The 23,166-nt window shown below is 71.9% G+C and carries 22 protein-coding genes; 10 read left to right on the forward strand and 12 right to left on the reverse strand.

The window, feature by feature from the left end; genetic code table 11:
• Genes ACIOGZ_RS36675 through ACIOGZ_RS36690 form a run of 4 tightly spaced genes read left to right on the forward strand, consistent with a single transcriptional unit; the run spans position 1 to position 4,536 of the window.
• Entirely contained in the window at positions 1-915 is a 915-nt protein-coding gene (locus ACIOGZ_RS36675) for a dihydroorotate dehydrogenase (RefSeq protein WP_363581245.1), read from the forward strand.
• On the forward strand, positions 912-1,703 hold the full coding sequence (locus tag ACIOGZ_RS36680; protein WP_363581243.1) for a creatininase family protein: 792 nt from the start codon (positions 912-914) through the stop codon (positions 1,701-1,703). The genes ACIOGZ_RS36675 and ACIOGZ_RS36680 overlap by 4 nt, the downstream gene beginning before the upstream one ends.
• Positions 1,700-2,995 carry a hypothetical protein gene (locus ACIOGZ_RS36685; protein ID WP_363581241.1) on the forward strand — a complete coding sequence of 432 codons (1,296 nt, stop codon included), beginning with the start codon at positions 1,700-1,702 and terminating at the stop codon, positions 2,993-2,995. Before ACIOGZ_RS36680 ends, ACIOGZ_RS36685 begins: the two co-directional genes overlap by 4 nt.
• On the forward strand, positions 2,992-4,536 hold the full coding sequence (locus tag ACIOGZ_RS36690) for an MFS transporter (protein WP_363581239.1): 1,545 nt from the start codon (positions 2,992-2,994) through the stop codon (positions 4,534-4,536). Before ACIOGZ_RS36685 ends, ACIOGZ_RS36690 begins: the two co-directional genes overlap by 4 nt.
• Positions 4,537-4,769: 233 nt before the next feature.
• Here ACIOGZ_RS36690 and ACIOGZ_RS36695 read toward each other — a convergent pair whose 3' ends face one another.
• Together ACIOGZ_RS36695 and ACIOGZ_RS36700 are read right to left on the reverse strand one after the other, a co-directional pair.
• Positions 4,770-5,801: a zinc-dependent alcohol dehydrogenase family protein gene (locus ACIOGZ_RS36695; protein ID WP_363581237.1), complete on the reverse strand. Its 1,032-nt coding sequence runs from the start codon at positions 5,799-5,801 to the stop codon at positions 4,770-4,772.
• Between the two features lie 187 nt (positions 5,802-5,988).
• On the reverse strand, positions 5,989-6,465 hold the full coding sequence (locus tag ACIOGZ_RS36700; RefSeq protein WP_363581235.1) for a DUF5994 family protein: 477 nt from the start codon (positions 6,463-6,465) through the stop codon (positions 5,989-5,991).
• 960 nt (positions 6,466-7,425) lie between these two features.
• On the opposite strand from ACIOGZ_RS36700, the gene ACIOGZ_RS36705 reads away from it, so the two are divergent.
• Positions 7,426-8,052 (forward strand): hypothetical protein, encoded by a 627-nt coding sequence (locus ACIOGZ_RS36705; protein WP_363581233.1) that lies wholly within the window; start codon positions 7,426-7,428, stop codon positions 8,050-8,052.
• 58 nt (positions 8,053-8,110) lie between these two features.
• Here ACIOGZ_RS36705 and ACIOGZ_RS36710 read toward each other — a convergent pair whose 3' ends face one another.
• The 10 genes from ACIOGZ_RS36710 to ACIOGZ_RS36755 form a co-directional block, all read right to left on the reverse strand.
• Positions 8,111-8,806 (reverse strand): FadR/GntR family transcriptional regulator, encoded by a 696-nt coding sequence (locus tag ACIOGZ_RS36710; protein ID WP_400989124.1) that lies wholly within the window; start codon positions 8,804-8,806, stop codon positions 8,111-8,113.
• A gap of 78 nt (positions 8,807-8,884) precedes the next feature.
• Positions 8,885-9,778 carry an amidohydrolase family protein gene (locus ACIOGZ_RS36715; RefSeq protein ID WP_400989126.1) on the reverse strand — a complete coding sequence of 298 codons (894 nt, stop codon included), beginning with the start codon at positions 9,776-9,778 and terminating at the stop codon, positions 8,885-8,887.
• A complete protein-coding gene (locus ACIOGZ_RS36720; protein WP_400989128.1) occupies positions 9,775-10,086 on the reverse strand; it encodes an L-rhamnose mutarotase in 312 nt (103 codons plus the stop codon). Before ACIOGZ_RS36720 ends, ACIOGZ_RS36715 begins: the two co-directional genes overlap by 4 nt.
• Entirely contained in the window at positions 10,083-10,736 is a 654-nt protein-coding gene (locus tag ACIOGZ_RS36725) for a lactate utilization protein C (RefSeq protein ID WP_400809266.1), read from the reverse strand. Before ACIOGZ_RS36725 ends, ACIOGZ_RS36720 begins: the two co-directional genes overlap by 4 nt.
• Positions 10,733-12,184: a LutB/LldF family L-lactate oxidation iron-sulfur protein gene (locus ACIOGZ_RS36730; RefSeq protein WP_363630795.1), complete on the reverse strand. Its 1,452-nt coding sequence runs from the start codon at positions 12,182-12,184 to the stop codon at positions 10,733-10,735. Before ACIOGZ_RS36730 ends, ACIOGZ_RS36725 begins: the two co-directional genes overlap by 4 nt.
• Positions 12,181-12,921 carry a (Fe-S)-binding protein gene (locus ACIOGZ_RS36735; RefSeq protein ID WP_400989129.1) on the reverse strand — a complete coding sequence of 247 codons (741 nt, stop codon included), beginning with the start codon at positions 12,919-12,921 and terminating at the stop codon, positions 12,181-12,183. Before ACIOGZ_RS36735 ends, ACIOGZ_RS36730 begins: the two co-directional genes overlap by 4 nt.
• Positions 12,921-13,919, reverse strand: coding sequence for an aldo/keto reductase (locus ACIOGZ_RS36740; RefSeq protein ID WP_400809269.1), 999 nt, complete (start codon positions 13,917-13,919; stop codon positions 12,921-12,923). Before ACIOGZ_RS36740 ends, ACIOGZ_RS36735 begins: the two co-directional genes overlap by 1 nt.
• The gene (locus ACIOGZ_RS36745) at positions 13,916-14,677 is read right to left on the reverse strand and encodes an SDR family oxidoreductase (RefSeq protein WP_363619843.1); all 762 of its coding nucleotides are present in this window, start codon (positions 14,675-14,677) and stop codon (positions 13,916-13,918) included. Before ACIOGZ_RS36745 ends, ACIOGZ_RS36740 begins: the two co-directional genes overlap by 4 nt.
• The gene (locus ACIOGZ_RS36750; protein WP_363581215.1) at positions 14,674-16,014 is read right to left on the reverse strand and encodes an L-fuconate dehydratase; all 1,341 of its coding nucleotides are present in this window, start codon (positions 16,012-16,014) and stop codon (positions 14,674-14,676) included. Before ACIOGZ_RS36750 ends, ACIOGZ_RS36745 begins: the two co-directional genes overlap by 4 nt.
• An 11-nt stretch (positions 16,015-16,025) precedes the next feature.
• The gene (locus ACIOGZ_RS36755) at positions 16,026-16,877 is read right to left on the reverse strand and encodes a fumarylacetoacetate hydrolase family protein (RefSeq protein ID WP_400989131.1); all 852 of its coding nucleotides are present in this window, start codon (positions 16,875-16,877) and stop codon (positions 16,026-16,028) included.
• Positions 16,878-17,393: 516 nt separating this feature from the next.
• On the opposite strand from ACIOGZ_RS36755, the gene ACIOGZ_RS36760 reads away from it, so the two are divergent.
• The 5 genes from ACIOGZ_RS36760 (at position 17,394) to ACIOGZ_RS36780 (ending at position 23,062) form a co-directional block, all read left to right on the forward strand.
• A complete protein-coding gene (locus ACIOGZ_RS36760; RefSeq protein WP_363581211.1) occupies positions 17,394-18,440 on the forward strand; it encodes a sugar ABC transporter substrate-binding protein in 1,047 nt (348 codons plus the stop codon).
• Positions 18,441-18,523: 83 nt separating this feature from the next.
• Positions 18,524-20,080, forward strand: a complete 1,557-nt coding sequence (locus ACIOGZ_RS36765; RefSeq protein ID WP_363581209.1) for a sugar ABC transporter ATP-binding protein — start codon at positions 18,524-18,526, stop codon at positions 20,078-20,080.
• The gene (locus tag ACIOGZ_RS36770) at positions 20,064-21,095 is read left to right on the forward strand and encodes an ABC transporter permease (RefSeq protein WP_363581207.1); all 1,032 of its coding nucleotides are present in this window, start codon (positions 20,064-20,066) and stop codon (positions 21,093-21,095) included. Before ACIOGZ_RS36765 ends, ACIOGZ_RS36770 begins: the two co-directional genes overlap by 17 nt.
• Before the next feature lie 135 nt (positions 21,096-21,230).
• Positions 21,231-21,944: a FadR/GntR family transcriptional regulator gene (locus tag ACIOGZ_RS36775; protein ID WP_363581205.1), complete on the forward strand. Its 714-nt coding sequence runs from the start codon at positions 21,231-21,233 to the stop codon at positions 21,942-21,944.
• A gap of 80 nt (positions 21,945-22,024) precedes the next feature.
• A complete protein-coding gene (locus ACIOGZ_RS36780) occupies positions 22,025-23,062 on the forward strand; it encodes a sugar ABC transporter substrate-binding protein (protein WP_363581203.1) in 1,038 nt (345 codons plus the stop codon).
• Positions 23,063-23,166 lie beyond the last annotated feature (104 nt).

The raw sequence follows: 23,166 nt of genomic DNA on the forward strand, positions 1-23,166 counted from the left end.
ATGGCGGCCCCGACCCACCTGCTGGGAATGCACCTGGCCAACCCTGTCGTGGTCGGCTCCGGCCTGCTCACCGACCAGGAACGCAACATCCGCAGGCTGCTGGACGCCGGCGCGGGCGCGGTGGTCACCAAGACCATCCACCCCAACCCGCCGATCGGCCTGGACGAGCGCCTCGTCAGACTGCCCACCGGAATGATCAACAGCACCACCTACTCCAAACGGTCCGTCGATCACTGGGTGCACATCCTGCGCGACCTGACCCGGGACGGGCTGCCGGTCATCGCGTCGCTGCACGCCGACAGCCCGGCGGAACTCGCCGAGTTGGCGGCCCGGGTGGAGGCGACGGGCTGCCCGGCGCTGGAACTGGGCATCTCCTGCCTCAACGAGGAGGACGGCCTCGACGACACTCCCGAGCGGGTGCACGCCTACACCGCGGCCACCCGCGCTGCGACACGGGTGCCGTTCTCGGTCAAGCTGGCCAGCGGGGAGGGCCTGCACGCCCGGGCGTTCGCCGCCGCCCGCGCCGGCGCCGACGCGGTGACCATCAGCGACACCCTGCCCGCCGCCGCCGTGCACCCGGAGACCGGCGACCTCCAACTCGGCGGCGTGTTCGGCTACTCCGGACCGGGCATCAAGCCGCTCGTGCTGGCCTCCCTGTGGAAGCTGCGCCGAGCCGGGTTCGCCCTTCCCGTGCTGGCCTCCGGCGGCGTGCAGTCGGGCCGGGACGTGCACGACTACCTGGCGGTCGGCGCGGTGGCGGCCCAGGTGTACACCGCGCTGCACACCGACATGTACCACACGCTCGCCCGGATCGTGACCGAGACCACCGGGACGGGGAACACCGAAACGGGGAACACCGGCCACGGCCTCGCACCCGTCACCGGAGCGGACCGATCCGAGCAGGTGCAACCGTGACCCCCCGCAGCTCCGGGCCGCAGCTGTGCGACCTGAGCAGCGCCGACGTCCTGGCGGCCACCGCCGGGCGGACCGTGGTGTGGCCGGTGGGGGCCACCGAACAGCACGGTCCGCACCTGCCGCTGTCCGTGGACACCGTGCTCGCCGACGCGTTCGCCCGGCAGATCGCCTACGAGCTGAACGCCCTGACCCTGCCGGCGCAGTCCATCGCGGCGCGGTCGCTGCCGCAGAGCGGCGGCGGCCTGGCCTTCCCCGGCACCGTCTACGTGCGCGGTCGGTCCCTGCTGGCCTTCCTGGAGGACGTGCTGGAGTCGTTGTGCGCCCTGCCCTGGCGCCGACTGCTGGTCGTCAACGGCCACTTCGAGAACGAGCCGTTCCTCTTCGAGGCCCTCGACGAGGTGGGCCGACGGCCGGCGGCCGCGGGCAAGGAGTTCATCGCGCTGAGCTGGTGGAGCCTGGTCGACCAGGACTGGCTGGCCGGGCGGGTGCCGCTCTTTCCGGGGTGGCACGCCGAGCACGCGGGGATCACCGAGACCAGCCTGATGCTCTACCTCCGCCCGGACCTGGTCTCGGCCGCCCGGCCCGACCACGCCGACCCACCCCGCCCGGGGATCTACCTGCACCCCGCCGACGTGAACCGCACGACCAACCAAGGCGTCCTGTCCAGCACTTCGGGCGCCACCGTCGCCCTGGGCAAGGAACTCTTCTGGCACGTGGTCGCGGCCGCGGTCGACCTGGTGTCCCGGGGCGACGGACTTCTGCACGATCTGCACGAGGAGAAGCCTTGACCGTACCCACCCTCTGCGTGAGCAACGCCGTCGACACCCTGCGCGACTTCGCCGTCCGCGCCGACGACGTCGACGAGCTGCTCTCGGAGTGCTACGCCCAGCAGGACCAGGCGCTGTTCTGGGGGCCGCTGGACAAGATGCTCATCACCTACGAGCCGATCGGAGACCTGGACTGGCAGCGGAAGTTCCTGGAGATCGACGGTGTGGTGAACCTCAGCCCGGCGGGCCGCACCGGCTCGCTGTTCGCCGACATGCTCGCCGATCCCGAGCTGATGGCCGCCGTGGCCGCCCACGCCGGACCGGGCCGCAGACTCCGGCTGATCCCGCACACCACCACCGCCGACCTGTGGCGGTTCACCGAGGCCCTGCGCACCCGGTACGACGTGGTGACCGAACTGCCGGAGAGCCCGCCGCAGCAGGCCCTCCGGGACCTGCTGGACACCAAGACCGGCCTGCGCGACCTGGCCGCCGACCTCGGCATGACCGACGGACCCTGCCGCATCCCGCCCGGTACGCACTGCGCCGGGAAACAGGACGTGCCGGCCGCGGTCCGGGACATGCTCGCGACCGGCACACCGTGCATCGTCAAGGCGGACCGCGGCGAGGCGAGCCTCGGCCTGCTGATCTTCCGGCCCGGCGACGACGACATCGCCGAACGCCTGGCCGGGAGCACCTTCTACGACGAGGACCCGGTGGTCGTCGAGGAGTTCCTCGACGGCGACATCACCTTCCCGTCCGTGGAGTACATGGTGCCCGCGGACGCCCCGCCCCACCTCTGCTACACGACCGACATGCTGTTCGAGGGCGCCACGCACCTGCGCGGCAACGTCACCGCGCGCGAGCTGCGCCGCGCATGGTGGTACCGCCCGCTGACCGAGGGCGGGCTCCGGCTGGCCGAGGAGATGCAACGGCGCGGCTACCGCGGGCGCTTCGGCATCGACGCGATCGCCCGCGACGGCGTCGTCTACCTGCACGACCTCAACGCCCGCCGCACCGGGTCGAGCCACGTGCACGAATTCGGCGAGCACCTCATCGGCCCCGGCTACCTCGACACCCACGCGGTCGGCAACTACGACTTCTACGGCCTTCCGACCGGGCTGTACCTGCCGGAAGTGCTGCGCCTGCTCGGACCGCTCGTGGCCTCGCCCCGACACGCCGACCGGGGTGTGGTCCCGACCGAGCTGACGGACCTTCAAACTGGCAGACTGAGCTGCATGTTCTACGCCCCCAGCCTCGCCGAGCTGCACGACCTGATCGACAGAGCCAGGACGGCTCTGGACCTCGGCCGGTGAGCAGCCCGCTGCCCGTGGTCGGGACGGCCCGGCGCTGGCTGGTGCTGACCGTGGTGCTGCTGTGCTTCCTGCCCGCCGCCGTGGACGTCACCATCCTCACCATCACCGTCCCGACCCTCGCCCACGAACTGCGGGCGTCCCCGACCGAACTGCTGTGGGCGGTCGACGTGTACTCGCTCCTGATGGTCGGACTGGTGCTGGTCAGCGGGCCGTTGGGCGACCGGATCGGGCACAAGCGGCTGCTGCTGGCCGGACTGGCCGTCTTCAGCGCGGCCTCGGCACTGTGCGCGGCGGCACCGAACCCGCCGGCCCTGATCGGCGCCCGGGCACTGCTGGCGATCGGCGCGTCGATGATCATCCCGGCCACGCTGGCGCTGATCCGGCAGACCTTCGGCGACGGCCGCGACCACGCGGTGGCCATCGGGGCGTGGAGCGCGGTCGCCGCCGGCGCCTCGGCGCTGGGACCGGTGGCCGGCGGCTTCCTGCTCCAGCACTTCTGGTGGGGCTCGATCTTCCTGGTCAACCTGCCGATCGTGGCACTGGCCGTACCCGCCGTGGCACTGCTGCTGCGCAACGAGGTCGAGTCCGAGCGGCAACCGTGGGAGGCCACCTCGCCCCTGCTCTCGATGGTGGGGTTCCTGGGCTGCGCCTACGCCATCATCGCCTTCACCCACGACGGCGTCGGCATCCCGGAGGTGGTGCTGCCGGCGGCGGCGGGCCTGACCGCGCTGGTGCTGTTCGTGCGACGGCAGCAGCGGATGCCGCACCCGATGCTGGACCTGTCCCTGTTCCGGCTGCCCGGGCTGCGCGCCGGAGTGGTGGCCTCGGTACTGCCGGTGCTGGTGATGGTCGGCTTCGAACTCCAACTGGTGCAGTACCTGCAGATCGCCAAGGGACTGTCGGCGGAGGCCGCCGCGCTGTACCTGATCCCGATGCCGTTGGCCGCGACGGTCGCGGGGCCGGTGGGCGGACTGCTCCTCTCCCGCCTGGGACAACCGCGCGCGGGCGTGCCCGCCGGCCTGCTGCTCGCGGCGACCGGATACGTCCTGGTCGCCTCCGGCACGGTGGCCCCGCTCGGGCTGGCCCTGATCGGGTTCGGCCACGGCCTGGTCCAGATGGTCGCCTCGAACCTGATCATGACCACCGCGCCGTCCTCCCTGGCAGGCGCGGCGGCGGGCATCGAGTCCGTCGCCTACGAGGCCGGCGCCGGCCTGGGGATCGCCGTCTTCGGCACGGTCACCACGGTGGCCTACCGACTGCTCCTCCCCCCGGGCACGTCATCGTCCCCGCTGGACGCGGGCGCCTCCCCGGAAACCGCCCGGGCCTTCACCGAGGCCTTCCACTCCACCACCTGGCTGGCTGCCGCCCTCACCCTGGCCACGATCCTCCCGGCCACCGCGAGGAGGGCGTCGGCGCGGTCCGGAACACCCGGCGCAGCCACGAACGCCTCGACTTCCCCGATCCCGTCGAGTCCGGGGACGAGCAGCACTTCGGGGACGAGCAGCACGCCGAGCAGGAAACAGCCGAACGAACGGACCTGAAAGCCCGTCAAGCAGACCCCGACGGCGCCCTCACTACTGCTGCCCGGATGCCGGTAGCGTTGAGGCCGTCCGCGATCCCGAGCACGTCACCCAGGACCCGCCCTACGTCGTGGTCGGTGTGGACGGCAGCCCTCGCGGCGCCCGAGCCATGGCTCTTCGTGTCCGTCATGTCGACCGCGCTTGAATACGCGGCACCTCGACCTGCGGGCCTACCAGTCCCGGGGCCGGAGCCTTCACTGCGTGATGAGGACGGCGGCTCCGGTGATCCGGTCCGCCGCGAGGTCGGCCAGCGCGGCGTCGGCACGGTTCATGGGGTAGCGCTGCACGTGCACCGCCGGGTGGTGCCGGGCGACTTCCGCGAGGTAGGCGAGACCGTCCTCACGGGTGTTGGCGGTGACGCTGCGCAGACTGCGCTCCTGGAAGAGGTGCCGCTGGTAGTCGAGGGCGGGAACGTCGGTGAGGTGGATCCCGGCCACCGCCAGCGTGCCGCCGCGGTCCAGCGCGGCGAGCGCGACCGGCACCAGGTCGCCGACCGGGGCGAACAGGATCGCCGAGTCGAGGGGTTCGGGCGGTGTGCCGTAGGCGTCGCCGACGGAGGACGCGCCCAGCTCCAGGGCCAGGCGCCGGGCGCTCGCGGCCCGGGTGAGGACGTGCACGGTGGCGCCCCGGGCGAGCGCGAGCTGCGCGGTGAGGTGCCCGGAGGCGCCGAGGCCGTAGATGCCCAGCCGTCCGCCGGGCGGCAGCTGCGCGCGTTCCAGGGCGCGGTAGCCGATGATGCCGGCGCACAGCAGCGGGGCGAGGTCCTCGTCGGGCGGCCCCTCGGGGAGCGGGTAGGCGTACCCGGCGTCCACGAGGGTGTGTCCGGCGTAGCCGCCCTGGACGTCCCAACCGGTGTACCGGGAGTTCGGGCAGAGGTTCTCGCGGCCGGCCCGGCAGTACCGGCAGTCGCCGCAGGTGCTCGCGAGCCAGGCCGCGCCGACCCGGTCGCCGGGAGAGAAGTCCCGCACCTCCCGGCCCGTGCTCAGCACCCGGCCGACGATCTCGTGCCCCGGTGTGCAGGCGGGCCGGTGCGGCGGAAGGTCGCCCTCGGCCAGGTGCAGGTCGGTGCGGCACACTCCACAGGCCCCGACCTCGATCAACAACTCCTGGGGTCCGGGCGGTTCCAGCATCCGCTCCACCCGGCGCAGCGGGGACGAGCACATCGGGCCGGGGCGCTCCACCACCCAGGCCGTGGTGCGCTGCCCTGCACTTTCGGCTGCTGTCATGGCCGTTCCTCCGACAGGGGTCTTCCGCGGTCGGCGCCGCCTGCTCACACCCTCGGTCGAGGCCTACCGCGTTGAGTGCGGTGCGAACGCGTGCCGCCCCGAGCGGTCCGGAGCGGGAGCCGATCGCGGGACGTCACAGGAGGGGTCGGCCGGTCGGGAGCGGAGCGCCGTCCGCCACTGACCGTGGTCACCCGCCTGTCCGTGCGCCTTCCGTCGGGGCGCCCGCGGCGGCCAGGAGCTCGGTGGCGGTGCGGGTGTTGGCCGGTTCGCATGCCGCCGTCATCAGCCACTCGGCGGTCGGGGCCTCGGTCTCGGGGGGAATCACCAGGAGGTCCAGTCGCCGGGGCACGAAGGAGCACACCACCACCTCCTCCGCGTCCTGTTCCTGTTCGAACCAGCCGACGTGGATGACATGGCCGGTGACCGGGACGCGCCGGGGGATGACCGGCCAGTGCGCCGGGTTCACGGTGACGCGGAGGATCTCTCCCCACGACGGGGCCAGCGTCGCCGCCAGCGGGGGGAGTTCACGAAGGAGGTCGTGGGAACGGGGCCACCAGGCCCCGCCCAGCCGCCCCGGGGCGACGCCCTCGGGGACCAGCGAGAGCCGCGCGGGCGGCTCCGGGTGGGACGCCCGGGCGCCGCCGGGCTCGGAGGTTGCGGTCATGTCGGAACACCTGCCCTTGGCTCGCCTGGCTCGGCCTGACGCTGTCGCCGGGGCACCACGGACCGAACCCGCGGGCCGCGGACAGTGGCTCTTCCACCGTACTCCGGACGCCGGCGGCGCCCCGGGGGAAGAGGAGCGGCGGGCGGATGGGCCGACCGGGCGCGGGGAGGCACCCCGCCCGATCAGGTGCGCTCGGTTTCGGTGACGGCGGGCGGCTGCTGCTCGCGAGCCGCAGGCCTCGACCGTCCGCGGTTCGGTGTCATGACGCCCCCGCCCGGTGCCCTCCACCGCCCGGCGGACCTCGGCGACGACGCGCGGCACCGCGTCGACGACAGCCGGGCTCAGGCCCTCGCCGATCGAGAAGTCCACGCCCTCCACCGCGACGATTCACCTGGCCCGGCCGCGGGTGGGAGGTTCCCGCACCCTCTCCCCCGTTCCCGCCCACAGGCCCCGCCCTACCCGGACGGATGGTTCTGCCTGGACGCGGGCGACGAATGGAAGCCCGGCACGGTACGCACCCACAGGCTCAAGGACGAGGACGTGGCGCGCAGCTCAGCCCTCCCACGGCCCAGGGGCCCGTCGCCACCGTCCACCTCCAGTTCCGCGACAGTCCGCTGCCGCTCCTGGGGAACCTGGTCACGGAGTTGGAGGCGACCCCCTACGGACTCGGCGCGGACCGGGAGTAGGCCGTAGTGGAGAACGCCATCTCACTGGTCGGTACCGTCGCCTCGCCAATGGACTGCCCACCAGACCCGGCAGGCGCAGACGTTGCGCACCGCCGCCCGGCCGCCACCGGTTCGCACGGCGGGTGGGCCATCGCCGGAAGGTGTCCGGGCGGTCTGCCGCGGCGCTCTTCGGGTGATCCGGATCTGCCGGGCGTGCCGACGCCGTCGCCTGTGCGTTGGACGGGCGTATCCGCGTGTCGGCCGCCGTGGCCGGCCCCTGACTCTGGAGTGCGCTGTGAAGAAGTCCCCCGTGCGCCTTGCCGCCGTCGCCGTCCTGGCGTTCGCGGCGCTGGCCCCCTCCTCGGCCTCGGCCCAGGCGCCCGGTGCGCTGCTCCCGCCGCTCCAACTGCGCGGCGGGACGCCCTTCGACTACTGCCTGACCGATACCGCCGCCAAGGCCCTCTCCGACGCCGGCGTCACCTTCGACGCGGTCGCACCCGCGACACTGGTCACCCTGAACGGCCACCAGTGCATGCACTCGATGCTCGACAGCGGCGAGATCAACACCGACCTGTCCGGCCTCACCGGCCGGGCCCGAGGCGGCTTCGCCTTCCAACGCGACGGGCAGCGCTCCGAGTTCGCAAACCTGGAGCTGGCGATGAAGCTCGACCGCACCAGCGTCATCACCACCGAGCACCTCGGCCGGCGCATCGACACGCTCACCGTCACCGACGAGGGCATCAGGCTCTCCCTGACCAAGGTCAGCGCCGAGAACACCCCCGTCAACCTGGCCGCGCCGGCCGCGAACGCCCTCTCCCAGGAGTTCGGCACCAGTCCGCTCGCCACCGGGGAACAGCTCTTCTCCGCCACCCTCAGCTTCGACGTCCTCCAGGGACTCACCGGACTCAGCACCGGCCTGTAGGGCGGACGCGGTCTGGGCGGCCCGCGGAGGCCGCGCCCCTTGAAGCACCCGCCCCGGGTCAGCCGAGCAAGGATCCGGCTGCGCCGAGGGTGTCCCGCAGCCACTGCTCGACGCCTGCCACGTGCACCGTCGCCCAGGCGTGCGCGACGTCGGGGCGGCGGTGGGCGATGGCGTCGAGGATGGCGCGGTGCTGCTGGCGGGTCCGCTCGACCGCGCCTTCCTCGGTCAGCCCGCGCCAGATCCTCGCCCGGGCGGTCGGGCCGGACAGACCGTCGACGAGCGAGCACAGGACGGTGTTGCCCGAACCGGCCGCGATCCTGTGGTGGAACTCCAGGTCGTTGTCGATCAGCTCTTGCAGGGGGGCGTCGTCACGCAGGCTCTCCAGGACCTCTCCGAGCGCGGCGATGTCCTCGTCCGGCATCACTCGGGCGGCCATGGCCGCGGCGGCGGGCTCCAGGATGCGGCGGACCTCCAGGAACTCCAGCACCGAGTCGTCCTGGTGGAAGTCGACGACGAAGCCCAGCGCGTCCAGCAGCAGGTTGGGCTCCAGACTCGTCACGTACGTGCCGTCTCCCTGGCGTACGTCGAGCACCCGGATGAGCGAGAGAGCTTTCACCGCCTCACGCAGGGAGTTGCGCGACAGACCGAGCCGCTCGGCCAGGTCGGCCTCCTTGGGGAGTCGCGAACCGGGGCGCAGCTCACCACTGACGATCATGGCTTTGATCTTCTCGATCGCCGAGTCGGTGACTGGCACGCCGATGCCTCCCTGGTCCTGATCCCTGCAGCATAGTCTCCCCGACACCCACCCGGAGCTGGCCTTGATCGCGACAGGTCAAGACCATCCGGCACGTCCCTCCGCGGGCTGGCACGGGGCGCCGAGCCCGTACACGCGGACCGCGTTGTGCCGGAACACCGCGTCCTCCTCCCCCGCGCTGAGCCCGTCCGCGAGGTGCCGGGTGATCCGGGCGACCTCGGCGTAGCCGGCCTCCAGGGTGCACACCGGCCAGTCGGAACCGAAGAGGAGCCGTTCCGGGCCGAAGGCCTCCAGGGCGGTGTCGGCGTAGGGCCTGAGGTCCGCCGTCCGCCACCGGCCGGGGGCGGCCTCGGTCACCAGGCCGGAAAGCTTTCCCACGGTGTTGGGCAGCGCGGCCAGGCGGCGCAGGTCCGCTGCCCAGGGGTCGAGCGCGCCGTCGGCGATCGGGGGCTTGCCGAGGTGGTCGAGGACGAACGTCAGGCCGGTGTGCCGGGCGGCCGCGAGGGCGGCGGCGGGCAGCTGGTGCGGCTTGACGACGAGGTCGTAGGCGAGACCGGCCTCGGCGACGGCGAGCAGGCCGCGCTGGACGTCGGGGCGCAGCAGCCACTCGGGGTCGGGCTCCTCCTGGACCTGGTGCCTGATGCCCACCAGCCGTTCCCCGCCGGGGAGTTCACGCAGGGTGGCGATCGCGTCGGCAACGCCGGGGGCGGTGAGGTCGGTCCAGCCGACGACGCCGGCGATCAGGTCGCTGCCGTCGGCCAGCGCCAGCAGTTCGGGGGTCTCCTCGGGGACGCAGACGGTCTGCACGACGACCGTGGCGACCACTCCGGCCGCCGCGGCTTCGGGGGCGAGGTCGGCGGCGGTGAAGGAGCGGGCCAGGGGAGCGAGGGCCTCGCCGCTGATCCAGGGCTGCGGCCGCGCGCCGAGGTCCCAGACGTGGTGGTGCGCGTCGACGATCTGACGTCCGGTCACAGTTCCCACACGGCCGGGAGCCCGGCCCCGGCGCCGGCGTTCGAGTAGTCGTGGCTGATGTCGAGCAGTTCGCCCATCCTCTCCTGCCAGGCGGTGTTGACCGGGAGGTGCTCCAGTTCGGCGAGGAGCCGGGCGTAGTCCTCGCACTCCAGCAGGTGGAACAGCTCGCAACCGCTGCGCCAGATCGTCCACGAGGTGGCGCCGGCAGCCCGGATGGCTGCGACGAGTTCGGCGGGCACGTCCCGGTGGGCGACCTCGTACTCGGCGATCCGGTCCGGGCGGAGGCGGGTGTGCAGGGCGACTCTCATGGCTGCTCCGGGTGGGTGGGGTGGTCGACGATGACGACGTGCAGGGTGCGGGGGCCGTGCACGCCCTCGACGCGGTCGAGTTCGATGTCGCTGGTGGCAGAAGGGCCCGAGATGAAGGTCAGCGGCAGCGCGGGGTCGAGGCGGGCGAGGGCGTCGGGGACGTCGGCGGCGATCTGTCCGGCGCGGATGACGCACAGATGGTAGTCGGGGACGAGGGTGAGGGCGCGGCGGCCCTGGCCCGGGCCGGTGTCGAGGACGATGGTCCCGGTGACGGCGATGCCGGCGGCGGCGAGGGTGCAGGCGCCGTCCAGGGCGTTCAGGGCCTGGACGTCCAGCGGTTCCGGGTGCCACTGCCAGTCGCCGGGCGGCAGCAGCTCGACGGGAAAGCCGCTGGGCAGTGCCAGGTTGCTCGCCCCGGCTGCGGTGAGCGCGGCGGCGATGGCGGCCGGCAGGCCCGCCTGGTCGGTGCGGGTGACGTCCGCGCGGTAGTCGGCGACCCGCTCGGCGAACAGGGCGACGGTGTCCTCGCCCGGCTCGGTGTGGCTGCGGCGGTAGGTCCGGGGTACGGGGACGTCGTCGGGCCGTTCGTCGGCGGGGACGTCGGCGAGCGCCGCCCGGATGCGGCCGAGAACCGCCTCACGGCTGCTCATCGTTCACCTTCCCTGTTCTTGCGCCACCAGGTGCGGAAGGACTCTGCCGGAGGTGCGGGGGTGTCGCGGGTGTCGGACCAGCCGTGCAGCGGGCCCGGCAGCCGGCCGATCCGCCCCTCCCTGGCGAGGGCCCTGCCGCCGAGCGCGACGGCCTTCTGGGCCGCGGAGAGCAGGCGCGGGGAGTCGAGGACGGTGGCAGCGGCCTTCATGGCCAGCGCCTCGGCTCCCCGAGGCTTGCTCTCGACGGTCTTGGCCCGCAGGTGGGCCAGCACCTCCGGGATGTTGATCTTCACCGGGCAGGCGTCGTAGCAGGCGCCGCACAGGGTGGAGGCGAACGGCAGGGACGCCGCGTTCTCCACGCCGACCAGTTGCGGGGTGAGGACGGCGCCGATCGGTCCTGGGTAGACCGAGCCGTAGGCGTGGCCGCCGGTGCGCTCGAAGACGGGGCAGACGTTGAGGCAGGCCGAGCAGCGGATGCAGCCGAGTACCTGCCGTCCGACCTCGTCGGCGAGGGTGTCGGTGCGGCCGTTGTCGAGCAGCACCAGGTGGAACTCCCTGGGGCCGTCGCCGTCGGTGGTGCCGGTCCAGGTGGAGGTGTAGGGGTTCATCCGCTCACCGGTGGAGGAGCGGGGCAGCAACTGGAGGAAGACCTCCAGGTCCTGCCAGGTCGGGACGGTCTTCTCGATGCCCATGACGGTGATGAGGGTTTCGGGCAGGGTGAGGCACATCCGGCCGTTGCCCTCGGACTCCACGACGACGACCGTGCCGGTGTCGGCGACGGCGAAGTTGGCGCCCGAGACGGCCACCTTGGCGGTGAGGAACTTCTCCCTCAGGTGCAGGCGGGCGGCTTCGGCGAGTTCACGCGGGTCGTCGCCGAGGTTCTCCGGTGCGGGCTTCCCCCAGTGGGCCATTTCGGCGAGGAAGAGGTCGCGGATCTCGGTCCGGTTGCGGTGGATCGCGGGGACGAGGATGTGGGAGGGGCGGTCGTCGCCGAGTTGGACGATGAGTTCGGCGAGGTCCGTCTCGTAGGCGGTGATGCCGGCTTCGGCGAGGGCCTCGTTGAGGCCGATCTCCTGGGTCGCCATGGACTTGATCTTCACGACCTCGCGTTCGCCGGTGGCCCGCACGAGTTCGGTGACGATGCGGTTGGCCTCGGCGGCGTCCGAGGCCCAGTGCACGGTGCCGCCCGCGGCGGTGACGGCGGCCTCCAACTGGACGAGGTAGCGGTCGAGGTGGCGTGAGGTGCGGTTCTTGATCGCGGCGGCAGCGTCCCGCAGGTGCTCCCAGTCGTCCAACTCGGAGGCGACGGCCAGCCGCTTGTCGCGGATGGTGGTGGTGGCGCGTTTCAGATTGGCGCGCAGCCGGGTGTTGCCGAGCGCCTCGCGGGCGGCGTCGGGAAAGGACGGGGAACCGAGCCAGACGACGCCACGGCCGCCGGGCTTGCTCATCGTGCGGTTCCTTCGGTGGCGGCGAGGATCTCGGCCAGGTGCAGGGTCCGCACGGTCGCGCCCCGGCGGGACAGTCCGCCGCCGATGTGCATCAGGCAGGAGTTGTCGGCGGCGCACAGGACCTCGGCTCCGCTGTCCAGGACGGCGGCGTTCTTGTCGGCGAGCATCGCGGCGGAGGTGTCGGCGTTCTTCACGGCGAAGGTGCCGCCGAAGCCGCAGCAGGAGTCGGCCGCGGGCAGGTCGACCAGGTCGATGTCCTCGACGGCGCGCAGCAGCCGGTCCGGGCGGTCGCCGAGACGCAGGCCGCGCAGGGAGTGGCAGGTGGGGTGGTAGGCGACCCGGTGCGGGAAGCGGGCACCGACGTCCGTGACGCCGAGCACGTCGGTCAGGAACTCGGTGAGCTCGTGCACCCGGGGCACCAGTTCGGTGACCTGTCGGAGGAGCGAGGCGGTGCCGTGCCGTTCGGCGAGCAGGGGGTGGTTGTCACGGACCATCCCGGCGCAGGAGGCGGACGGCGTGACCACGGCGTCGTAGTCGGCGAAGGCCCGGACGAAGCGGGTCACCAGCGGGACGGCGTCGGGGCGGTAGCCGGTATTGAAGTGCATCTGGCCGCAGCAGGTCTGTTCCTGGGGGAACTCGACACGGTGGCCGAGCCGCTCCAGCACCGTCACCACCGCGCGGCCGGTGTCGGGGAAGAGGGTGTCGTTGAAGCAGGTGATGAACAGGGCGATGCGCATCAGCTCACCTCCCCGGGGGTCGGGACGTCCGTGGGAAGCAGTCCGCGGTGCTTGAGCTCGGCCCAGAGCGCCGCCGGAACGGGGTGGTCGAGCATGGCGGCGGCGTCCCGGGCCTCGCCGGCGCTGCGGGTGCCGACCAGCACGCTCGCCACCGCCGGATGCCCGAACGGGAACTTCAGGGCGGCGGCGCGCAGCGGGACGCCGTGCCGCTCGCAGACGACCTTGAGGTCGGTGGCCCTGGTGAGCAGGTCTGCGGGGGCCGCGGTGTAGTCGAAGGTGGCGCCGGGCCGCGGGTCGGCGAGCAGGCCGGAGTTGAAGACGCCGCCGATCACGACGCCGACGCCGCGCCGGTGGGCCAGGGGCAGCAGTTCCGCAAGGCCTTGCTGGTCGAGGAGGCTGTAGCGGCCGGCGAGCAGGACGGCGTCGAGGTCGGTCTCGCGGATGAACCGGGCGGGCAGCCCGGCCTGGTTCATGCCGACGCCGATCGCTCCCAGGACGCCTTCGGCGCGCAGGCGTTCGAGTTCCGGGTAGGCCTCGGTGAGTGCCTGTTCGGCGTGGTCGTCGGGGTCGTGCAGGTACGCGATGTCGATCCGGTCGAGGCCGAGCCGGTCCAGGCTGTCCTCGATGGAGCGGCGCACGCCCCGGGCGCTGAAGTCCCAGACGCGGTGGTGGGTGGCGGGCACGGCGAAGCCGTTGGCCAGGTCGTCGCCGTCGCCGGAGGGGGCCGGTTCCAGCAGGCGTCCGACCTTTGTGGAGATCGTGTACTGGTCCCGGGGGAACGCGCGCAGGGCGGCGCCGAGCCGCCGCTCGGACAGGCCCAGACCGTAGTGCGGGGCGGTGTCGAAGTACCGTACGCCGGACTCCCAGGCGGCGGTGACGGCCTGTTCGGCCTGCTCGTCGGTGACCGGGGCGAACAGGTTGCCGATGCCGGCGGCGCCGAAGGCGAGTTCGGTCACCTGGGCCCTGCTGCGGCCGAGGGGGTGGTGGCGCGGCTTCACGGGCGTGGCTCCGGTCGCAGGCGCAGGCCGGCCATGCCGCCGTCGACGGCGAGCGCGGTGCCCGTGACGCTGGCGGCGGCCGGGGAGGCGAGGTAGGCGATGGCGGCGGCGACCTCCTCGGCGGTGACCAGTCGGCCGGTGGGCTGGCGGGCGTTCAGTGCGGAGCGCTCGGCGGCCGGGTCGTCGGCCGCGTCGAGCAGCCGGCCGACCCACGGGGTGTCGACGGTGCCCGGGTTGACGCAGTTGACCCGGATGCCTTCGCGGACGTGGTCGGCTGCCATGGCCAGGGTGAGCGAGTGGACGGCGCCCTTGCTCGCCGAGTACAGCGCGCGCTGGGGCAGTCCGGCCGTGGCGGCGATGGAGCAGGTGTTGACCACCGAGGCGGAGGCGGAGCGGCGCAGGTGGGGCAGGGCGGCGCGGGTGGTGCGGACGATGCCGAGCACGTTGACGTCCAGGACGTGGTGCCACTGCTCGTCCGAGTTGTCCTCCACGGTTCCGGCGGCGCCGATGCCGGCGTTGTTGACCAGGATGTCGATCCCGCCGAGCGCCTCGGCCGCCGCCTGGACGGCCTCGCGTACGGAGCGGTCATCGGCGACGTCGGCGGTGAAGCCGCGCAGCGGGGCGCGGACGCCGCTCGGGTCGAGGTCGAGGACGGCGACGTCCGCTCCGCGTGCGCCGAGCAACCGGGCGGTGGCCAGTCCGATGCCGGAGGCACCGCCGGTGACCAGGGCGGTGAGCCCGTCGAGGTCGGTCGTCATGAGCGCTCCTCCTTGTCGCCGCCGGCCAGGTCGGCTGCCCAGAACGTGCCGTCGGGGTAGGTGTAGGTGTCGATGGCGGCCTGGTGCATGGTGGCGGAGAACCCGGGCACGGTGGGTGCCCGGTAGCGGCCGCCGTCGATGACCACGGGGTCGAGGAAGTGCTGGTGGAGGTGGTCGACGTACTCGATGACGCGGTCCTCGGTGGTGCCGGAGAGCGCGACGTAGTCGAACATCGACAGGTGCTGGACGAGTTCGCACAGGCCCACGCCGCCGGCGTGCGGGCACACGGGGACGCCGAACCTGGCGGCGAGCAGCAGGATGGCGAGGTTCTCGTTCACGCCGGCCACCCGGGCCGAGTCCAGTTGGAGGACGTCGATGGCGCCGGCCTGGAGCAGCTGTTTGAAGACGATGCGGTTCTGCACGTGCTCGCCGGTGGCGACCTTGACGGGGTGGACACCGCGCCGGACGGTGGCGTGGCCGAGCACGTCGTCCGGGCTGGTCGGCTCCTCGATCCAGTAGGGGTCGAACTCGGCGAGCTGGTTCGTCCACTCGATCGCCTCGGCGACGTTCCAGCGCTGGTTGGCGTCGATCGCCATCCGGATGTCCGGACCGACGGCCTCGCGGGCGGCGCGGCAGCGGCGGATGTCGTCCTCCAGGTCCGCGCCGACCTTCAGCTTGATCTGGGTGAAGCCGTCGGCCACCGCCTCCTTGGCGAGGCGGGTGAGCTTCTCGTCGCTGTAGCCGAGCCAGCCGGGCGAGGTGGTGTAGGCGGGGTAGCCGCGGCGCAGGAGTTCGGCGGCCCGCCCGGGTGCGCCCTGTCTGCCCTTGCGCAGCAGTTCGAGGGCCTCATCAGGCGTCAGCGCGTCGGCGATGTAGCGGAAGTCGACCTGGGACACCAGCCATGCGGGGTCGGCGTCGGCCAGCAGCTGCCACAGCGGCTTGCCCTCACGCTTGGCGGCGAGGTCCCAGACGGCGTTGACGACGGCTCCGATCGCCATGTGCATCACGCCCTTCTCGGGTCCGAGCCAGCGCAGCTGGCTGTCACCGATCAGGTCGCGGTACAGGGAGCCGGGGTCGGCGCACAGCTGGGCGACGGACCGTCCGACGACGTGCGGGCGCAGCGCGTCGATGGCGGCGACCTGGACGTCGTTGCCGCGACCGATGGTGAAGGTGAACCCGTGGCCCTCATGGCCGCCCGCGGAGGCGCGCAGGACGACGTAGGCGGCGGAGTAGTCGGGGTCGGGATTCATGGCGTCGGACCCGTCCAGCTCCCGCGAGGTGGGGAAGCGGATGTCGTAGGTGTCGACGGCGGTGATCCGCGCTGTGGTTGCGGACAACGTGGTGCCTTTCAGGCGTTGGAGAAGGTCTGGCGCTGGGTGCCGAGGCCGTCGATGGCCAGTTCGACGGTGTCGCCCGCGCGCAGGTAGGGGGTGCCGGGCAGCCCCAGGGCCACGCCGGCCGGGGTGCCGGTGTTGATGACGTCTCCGGGCCGCAGCACCATGTACTGGCTGAGGTACCAGACCAGGTACGGGACGTCGAAGATCATATTCTCGGTGCTGCCGCTCTGCCGCTGCTCGCCGTTGACGGCCAGACGAAGGCCGAGGGCCTGCACGTCGCCGGCCTCGTCCGGGGTGACCAGCCAGGGGCCGAGCGGGTTGAAGGTCTCACAGGACTTGCCGAGGTCCCACTGCCCGGAGTACTCGAGCTGGAACTCCCGCTCGGACACGTCGTTGCTGATCGCGTAGCCCGCGACATGGGCGAGGGCCTGTCGGGGCGAGTCCAGGTAGCGGGCCTCGCGGCCGATCACGACCGCGAGTTCGACCTCCCAGTCGGTCTTGGCCGAGCCGCGCGGGATCAGCACCTGGTCACAGGGACCGACCACGGCGGACGGGTCCTTCATGAAGACCACCGGCCGGGCGGGGACGGCAGCGCCGGTCTCCTCGGCGTGGTCGCGGTAGTTGAGGCCGATGCAGACGACCTTGCCCGGCCGGGCGACGGGGGCGCCGATCCGCAGGCCGACCGGGTCGATCGGAGGGAGCTCTCCGGCGGCCAGGGCGGCGCGAACGCGGTCGATCCCGTCCGAGGCGAGGAACGCCCCGTCGATGTCACCGGTCAGGCCCGAGAGCGCGAAGACCCGGCCGTCGTCGCCGAGGGCTGCCGGAGCCTCTTCTCCCGCCGGTCCGATCCGCATGAGCTTCATGCCATGGCTCCTGTCATAGGTCTGCGGGCCGGGGTTCTTCACCGGGCCGACACATCGGATGAATCCTCGACGCCCTGACCATACGAGTGTCGGCCACGCACCGCAAGAAGTCCTCCGATGTCTGTCGGCGCCCGCCGGGGTCAGGAGCCGAACATCTCCTAACTGTTCATCAAATCTCCAGCTCAGAGAGGAGATGACAGCTCGTTATCATCCGACATGGAGGCCCGGACGTTACGGTTGAGATTCGCCCGAGGTTTCCCTATTGTCAGTCACGTGCCAAGCTCGTATGGTCCTCGTGATCGCAAGCCATCCGATGACTGCGGGGAGCACGATCCAGCGCGCCTGCCACGACCCGCCGCATCCATGGCCTCCCTCCTGGATGACGGCCGGGAGGGGAGGTCCGGCTCAACCACCCCCGCTTCACCTCCCGGGGGGACAGGCCTCTCCGCCTCCCGCCACACCGGCTCCCCACCCTCGCAGGGGAGCCCGGACATCCCAGCCAAGGAGATCAGCACCATGAAGCCTCGCTCCTCCAGAATCGCGGCCACGGCCGCCGCCGTAGTCGTCCTGGCGGGGGCCGCCACGGCCTGCAACCGCGGCAGCACGACGGACTCCGCCGCCGGCGGCAAGCCGGCGCTCGGGATCGACCTGCCGCGTGCGGACTCCGACTTCTGGAACTCCTACGCGCAGTACATCAAGCAGGACGCCTCCGCCCAGGGCCTCAACACCCTGCCGGTGAGCAACTCGCAGAACGACGTCACCAAGCTGGTCGCCAACGTCCAGGTCTTCCAGAACACCGGCGCCAAGGCCGTCGTCATGGCCCCGCAGGACACCGGCGCGATCGCCTCCACCCTCGACCAGCTGACCGCCAAGAAGATCCCCGTGGTCAGCATCGACACCCGCCCCGACAAGGGGAACGTCTACATGGTGGTGCGCGCCGACAACAAGGCGTACGGCACCAAGGCCTGTGAGTTCCTCGGCCAGCAGCTCGGCGGCAAGGGCAAGGTCGCCGAACTCCAGGGCGCGCTGAGCTCCGTCAACGGCCGCGACCGCTCCGAGGCCTTCGCCGCCTGCATGAAGGAGAAGTTCCCCGACATCCTGGTGATCGAGCTGGCCACCGACTGGAAGGGCGACGTCGCCTCCGCCAAGCTCCAGTCCACCCTCGCCGCCAACCCGGACCTGGGCGGCGTCTACCTGCAGGCCGGCGGTGTCTTCCTGCAGCCCACCATCGCCCTGCTCCAGCAGAAGGGCCTGCTCAAGCCCGCCGGCCAGCCCGGTCACATCGCCATCGTCTCCAACGACGGCATCCCGCAGGAGTTCGACGCGATCCGCAAGGGCGACATCGACGCGACCGTCTCCCAGCCCGCCGACCTCTACGCCAAGTACGCGCTGTTCTACGCGCAGGCCGCGGCCGAGGGCAAGACCTTCCAACCCGGTGCCACCGACCACCAGTCGACCATCATCTCCCTGCCCAACGGCCTGGAGGACCAGCTCCCCGCTCCCCTGGTCACCAAGGAGAACGTCGACGACAAGTCCCTCTGGGGCAACGGCGTAGGCAAGTAGCCCACCGACCCCTCGTGCGTGGCGGCCCGGACCCCCCTTCCCGGGCCGCCACGCACGGATCCTGCGGAAAGGACGTCCCCGCCATGGCGGACCCCAGCCCCGTCCGGGGCCCCGTCGTCGAGGCCGACGGGATCAGCAAGCGCTTCGGCGCCACCGTCGCCCTCAGCGACGCCCGCATCTCGGTCGCGCCCGGCGAGTCGCACGCCCTGGTAGGGCGCAACGGCGCGGGCAAGTCCACGCTCGTGTCGATCCTCACCGGCCTGCAGAACCCCGACACCGGCACCCTGCGCTTCGACGGCGAGCAGGCCCCGGCCCCCGGTGACACCGACGCCTGGCGGTCCAGGGTCGCCTGCGTCTACCAGCGCTCCACCATCATCCCCGCGCTGACCGTCGCCGAGAACCTCTTCCTGGACAGGCAGAGCAAAGGCGCCCTGCGCCCGATCAGCTGGAAACAGCTGCGCGGCCGCGCTACCGAGTTGCTCGCCGAGTACGGCGTGGACGTCGCCCCGACCGCGCGCGCCGAGGACCTGAGTGTCGAGCAGCGCCAGTTCGTCGAGATCGCCCGGGCGCTGTCCTTCGGGGCCCGCTTCATCATCCTGGACGAGCCCACCGCCAAGCTCGACGCGCGCGGCATCGAGCGGCTCTTCGACAAGCTGCGCTCACTGCAGGAACAGGGCGTCGCCTTCCTGTTCATCTCCCATCACCTGCAGGAGGTCTACGACCTCTGCACCACCGTCACGGTCTACCGCGACGCCCGGCACATCATCACCGCGCCAGTCGCCGAACTCGACCAGCAGGCCCTGGTGGAGGCGATGACCGGCGAGAGCTCCCGGGACAGCGGGCCCGCCTGGTCGGTGACCGGCCGGACGCGCCCCGACGGTGCCCCGCTGCTGGACGTCTCGGGCCTGAGCCTGGCCGGCGCCTACCAGGACTTCTCCCTGACCGCGCACGCCGGCGAGGTCGTGGGCCTGGCCGGCGCGGCCGCCAGCGGCAACGTCCGGCTCGGCGAGACCATCGCCGGTCTGCACCGCCCGCAGGCCGGCACGATCACCGTCGCGGGCCGCCCGGTGCGCACCGGGCGCGTTCCCGCCGCTCTCGCGGCCGGCATCGGGTTCGTGCCCGAGGACCGGCACATCCAGGGCCTCATCCCGCAGCGCAGTGTCGCCGAGAACGCCACCCTGACCGTCACCGACCAGCTCGGGCCCTTCGGCACGGTGCTGCCCTCCCGTACCCGGGCCTTCGCCGAACGGATGATCGGCGACCTCGACATCAAGACACCCGGCCCCTCGGCCCCGGTGTCCGCGCTGTCCGGCGGCAACCAGCAGAAGGTGGTCATCGCGCGGGCCCTGGCCACCGAGCCGCACGTCCTGGTGGCCATCCGGCCCACCAACGGCGTCGACGTCAAGTCCAAGGAGTCCCTGCTCGGCACCGTCCGCGAGGTCGCCGACGCCGGGAGGAGCGCTCTGATCGTGTCCGACGAACTCGACGACCTGCGGGTCTGCGACCGCGTCCTGGCCATGTTCCACGGCCGCGTCGTCGCCGAGTTCGAGCACGGCTGGAGCGACGAACAGCTGGTCGCAGCCATGGAGGGCATGTCCGGCCCGACCGACACGAAGGAACGCAATGTCTCCCACCACTGAGGTCAGCCCGCGCGCGGCCACCGCCGGCACCGCACCGGCCGGCCGGCGCTTCGACCTCGCCCGCTACCGCGACCTGTCGCTCGTACCGGTCCTGCTCGTCCTCGGCGTCATCGGCTTCGTCGTCTCACCCGCCTTCCTCACCTCCGACAACCTCCTGGGCGTCGGCCAGCAGGCCACCGAACTGAGCCTGCTGGTGCTGGCCGAGGCGCTGATCCTGATCGTCGGCCGGATGGACCTGTCCCTGGAATCCACGATCGGCGTGGCCCCCGTCATCGCCGTCTGGCTGGTCCTCCCCGACCACGGCGCGCGCTTCAACGGCCTCGGGCTCCTGCCCTCCTGGACGGCCATCCCGCTGTGCCTGGCCGTCGGCGCGCTGATCGGGGCGATCAACGGGTTCCTGATCCTCAAGCTGCGCCTCAACGGCTTCATCGTCACCCTCGGCGCGCTCACCCTGCTCCGCGGCCTCCAGGTCGCGATCTCCCAGGGCCAGTCGATCGTCAACCTGCCCGGCTCCTTCACCTACCTCGGCAGCACCAGCTGGCTCGGCGTCCCCGCGGCGATCTGGATCTGCGCCCTGCTCTTCCTGGCCGGCGGCTGTGCCCTCGCCTGGCTCCGCCACGGCCGCGCCCTGTACGCGATCGGCGGCAACTCCGAGGCCGCCCGCGCCGCCGGCATCCGGGTCGACCGGATCACCTGGACCGTGCTGATCCTCGGCGGCCTGCTGGCCGCCTTCGCCGGCGTCCTCTACACCGGCCACTACGGCTCCATCTCCGCCGACCAGGGCAACGGGTGGATCTTCCAGGTCTTCGCCGCCACCGTCATCGGCGGCGTCAGCCTCAACGGCGGCCGCGGCACCCTCTTCGGCGCCCTGACCGGTGTGCTGACCCTCCAGCTCGTGGTCAACGTCATGACCCTCGCGGGCGTGCCGCCGCTGTGGAACCAGTTCCTCAACGGCGCGATCATCATCGTCGCGCTGATCATCTCCCGCTTCGCCTCGGGCGAGAAACAGGAGTGACGGGGTCCCCCGGCCCGAGAGCCACCGAAGCGACGCGACCAGCTCCGCGGGAACCGGTCGCGCCGCTTCGGCCTCCCCTGCCCCGCCCCCTCGACCGACCAGCACTCCCATGCCCGCACGCAGGAGGCGAACACCATGGCGGTGACCGACCAGGCCATCGAGAAGATCAAGGAAATGATCGTCTCCGGCGCCCTGCTGCCCGGCGCGCGACTCCCCAACGAGGCCGACCTCGCCGACCAGCTCGGGCTGTCCCGCAACTCGCTGCGCGAGGCCGTCCGGGCGCTCACCGCGATGCGGATCCTCGTCCCCCGGCAGGGCGACGGCACCTACGTCTCCGGCCTGGAGCCACACCTCCTGCTGGAAGCCATGGCCTTCGCCTCCGACGTCTCCCACGGGCACACGGCCCGGCAACTCCTCCAGGTGCGGCGCCTGCTGGAGCCGCAGGTCACCGCCCTCGCCGCCGGCCTGCTCACCGACGACCACCTGCGAACGCTGCGGGCCGTCCTCGACCAGAGCGCCGCGGCTGCCGGCATCGAGGAGTTCATCGAGCTCGACATCGAGTTCCACCGCACCATCGCCGATGCCGTCGGCAACCCCGTGCTGTCCACCCTGCTCGGCATCCTCTCCACCCACACCCAGCGGCTGCGCATCGTGCGCGGTACGCACAACGCCTCTGCCCGCGAGCAGGCCCACCGCGAACACGAGGCCATCTGGCGGGCCCTGGTCGACCACGACGCCGTCCTGGCCGCCAGTGCCAGCACCGTGCACGTCGCCGCCGTCGAGGACTGGCTGGCCGCCGGCACCGGCCCCCCGGACCTCGACCCCCCGGACCTCGACGCCATCGCCTGACGGCGACGTGCCGAATCCCGCACATCCGTTCCCCTCCCCCTCAGCGCGCAAGACCCCCACGACCCAGGACGGTCTGACACATGAAGAGCCGAACCATCCGGACCACCTGCACGGGCTGCATCGCCGTGTTGCTCGCCGGCTGCCTCACCGCCTGCGGTGGCACTGATGACCCCGGCAACTCCCGCCCCCAGATCGGCATCGACATCCCCCGCGCCGACTCCGACTTCTGGAAGGCGTACGCGAAGTACCTCCAGCAGGAGATCAACGACCAGCAGCTGAGTGTCCTGCCCCCGACCCGTTCGAACGGCGACGACGCGACGTTCACCGCCAACGTCCAGTCGCTGGCCGCCCGACACCCCAAGTCCATCGTCATGGCGCCGCAGAACACCATGACCACCGATTCGACACTCTCCGAGTTGTTCCGTGCCAACATCCACACGATCAGCGTGGACACCGAACCGGAGCACGGCAGCGTCTACATGGTGGTCCGCACCGACAACAAGACGTACGGCACCAAGGCCTGCGAGTTCCTCGGCAAGCAGCTCGGTGGCAAGGGCAAGGTGGCCGAGCTCCAGGGCGCACTGACCTCCATCAACGGATACGAACGCTCCGAGGGATTCGCCGCCTGCATGAAACGCAACTACCCCGGTATCCAGGTGATCGCGCTGCCCACCGACTGGAAGGGCGACATCGCCTCCGCCAAGCTCCAGTCCACCCTCGCCGCCAACCGGGACCTGAACGGCATCTACCTGCAGGCCGGCGGCGTCTTCCTCCAGCCCACCCTCGACCTCCTACGCCAGAAAGGCCTGCTCAAGCCCGCCGGCCAGCCCGGCCACATCACCATCGTCTCCAACGACGGCATCCCGCAGGAGTTCGACGCGATCCGCAAGGGCGACATCGACGCGACCGTCTCCCAGCCCGCCGACCTCTACGCCAAGTACGCCCTGTACTACGCCAAGGCCGCTGCCGAAGGCAGGAAATTCCAACCCGGGCCCACCGACCACCAGTCGACCATCATCACCCTGCCCAACGGCCTGGAGGACCAGCTCCCCGCTCCCCTGGTCACCAAGGAGAACGTCGACGACCCGTCGCTCTGGGCCAACCACGCCGCGGGCTGACCGAGGCGGGCCCCGGAACCAGGCCGGCATCCACCGCAACAACGGGACGACGGGACTCCGGTCTGTGCACCACCACTGATCGCTCCCCCACCCACCCCCGCTGA

This window comes from Kitasatospora sp. NPDC088160 (assembly GCF_044741445.1).
Lineage (GTDB): Bacteria > Actinomycetota > Actinomycetes > Streptomycetales > Streptomycetaceae > Kitasatospora.

What these genes read in the sequence shown, in the direction of transcription:
- ACIOGZ_RS36675 (WP_363581245.1), top strand. Translation starts at nt 1, where the DNA reads ATGGCGGCCCCGACCCACCTGCTGGGAATGCACCTGGCCAACCCTGTC.
- ACIOGZ_RS36695 (WP_363581237.1), bottom strand. Translation starts at nt 5,801, where the DNA reads ATGACAGCAGCCGAAAGTGCAGGGCAGCGCACCACGGCCTGGGTGGTG.
- ACIOGZ_RS36700 (WP_363581235.1), bottom strand. Translation starts at nt 6,465, where the DNA reads ATGACCGCAACCTCCGAGCCCGGCGGCGCCCGGGCGTCCCACCCGGAG.
- ACIOGZ_RS36720 (WP_400989128.1), bottom strand. Translation starts at nt 10,086, where the DNA reads ATGAGAGTCGCCCTGCACACCCGCCTCCGCCCGGACCGGATCGCCGAG.
- ACIOGZ_RS36725 (WP_400809266.1), bottom strand. Translation starts at nt 10,736, where the DNA reads ATGAGCAGCCGTGAGGCGGTTCTCGGCCGCATCCGGGCGGCGCTCGCC.
- ACIOGZ_RS36730 (WP_363630795.1), bottom strand. Translation starts at nt 12,184, where the DNA reads ATGAGCAAGCCCGGCGGCCGTGGCGTCGTCTGGCTCGGTTCCCCGTCC.
- ACIOGZ_RS36735 (WP_400989129.1), bottom strand. Translation starts at nt 12,921, where the DNA reads ATGCGCATCGCCCTGTTCATCACCTGCTTCAACGACACCCTCTTCCCC.
- ACIOGZ_RS36745 (WP_363619843.1), bottom strand. Translation starts at nt 14,677, where the DNA reads ATGACGACCGACCTCGACGGGCTCACCGCCCTGGTCACCGGCGGTGCC.
- ACIOGZ_RS36755 (WP_400989131.1), bottom strand. Translation starts at nt 16,877, where the DNA reads ATGAAGCTCATGCGGATCGGACCGGCGGGAGAAGAGGCTCCGGCAGCC.
- ACIOGZ_RS36760 (WP_363581211.1), top strand. Translation starts at nt 17,394, where the DNA reads ATGAAGCCTCGCTCCTCCAGAATCGCGGCCACGGCCGCCGCCGTAGTC.
- ACIOGZ_RS36765 (WP_363581209.1), top strand. Translation starts at nt 18,524, where the DNA reads ATGGCGGACCCCAGCCCCGTCCGGGGCCCCGTCGTCGAGGCCGACGGG.
- ACIOGZ_RS36770 (WP_363581207.1), top strand. Translation starts at nt 20,064, where the DNA reads ATGTCTCCCACCACTGAGGTCAGCCCGCGCGCGGCCACCGCCGGCACC.
- ACIOGZ_RS36775 (WP_363581205.1), top strand. Translation starts at nt 21,231, where the DNA reads ATGGCGGTGACCGACCAGGCCATCGAGAAGATCAAGGAAATGATCGTC.
- ACIOGZ_RS36780 (WP_363581203.1), top strand. Translation starts at nt 22,025, where the DNA reads ATGAAGAGCCGAACCATCCGGACCACCTGCACGGGCTGCATCGCCGTG.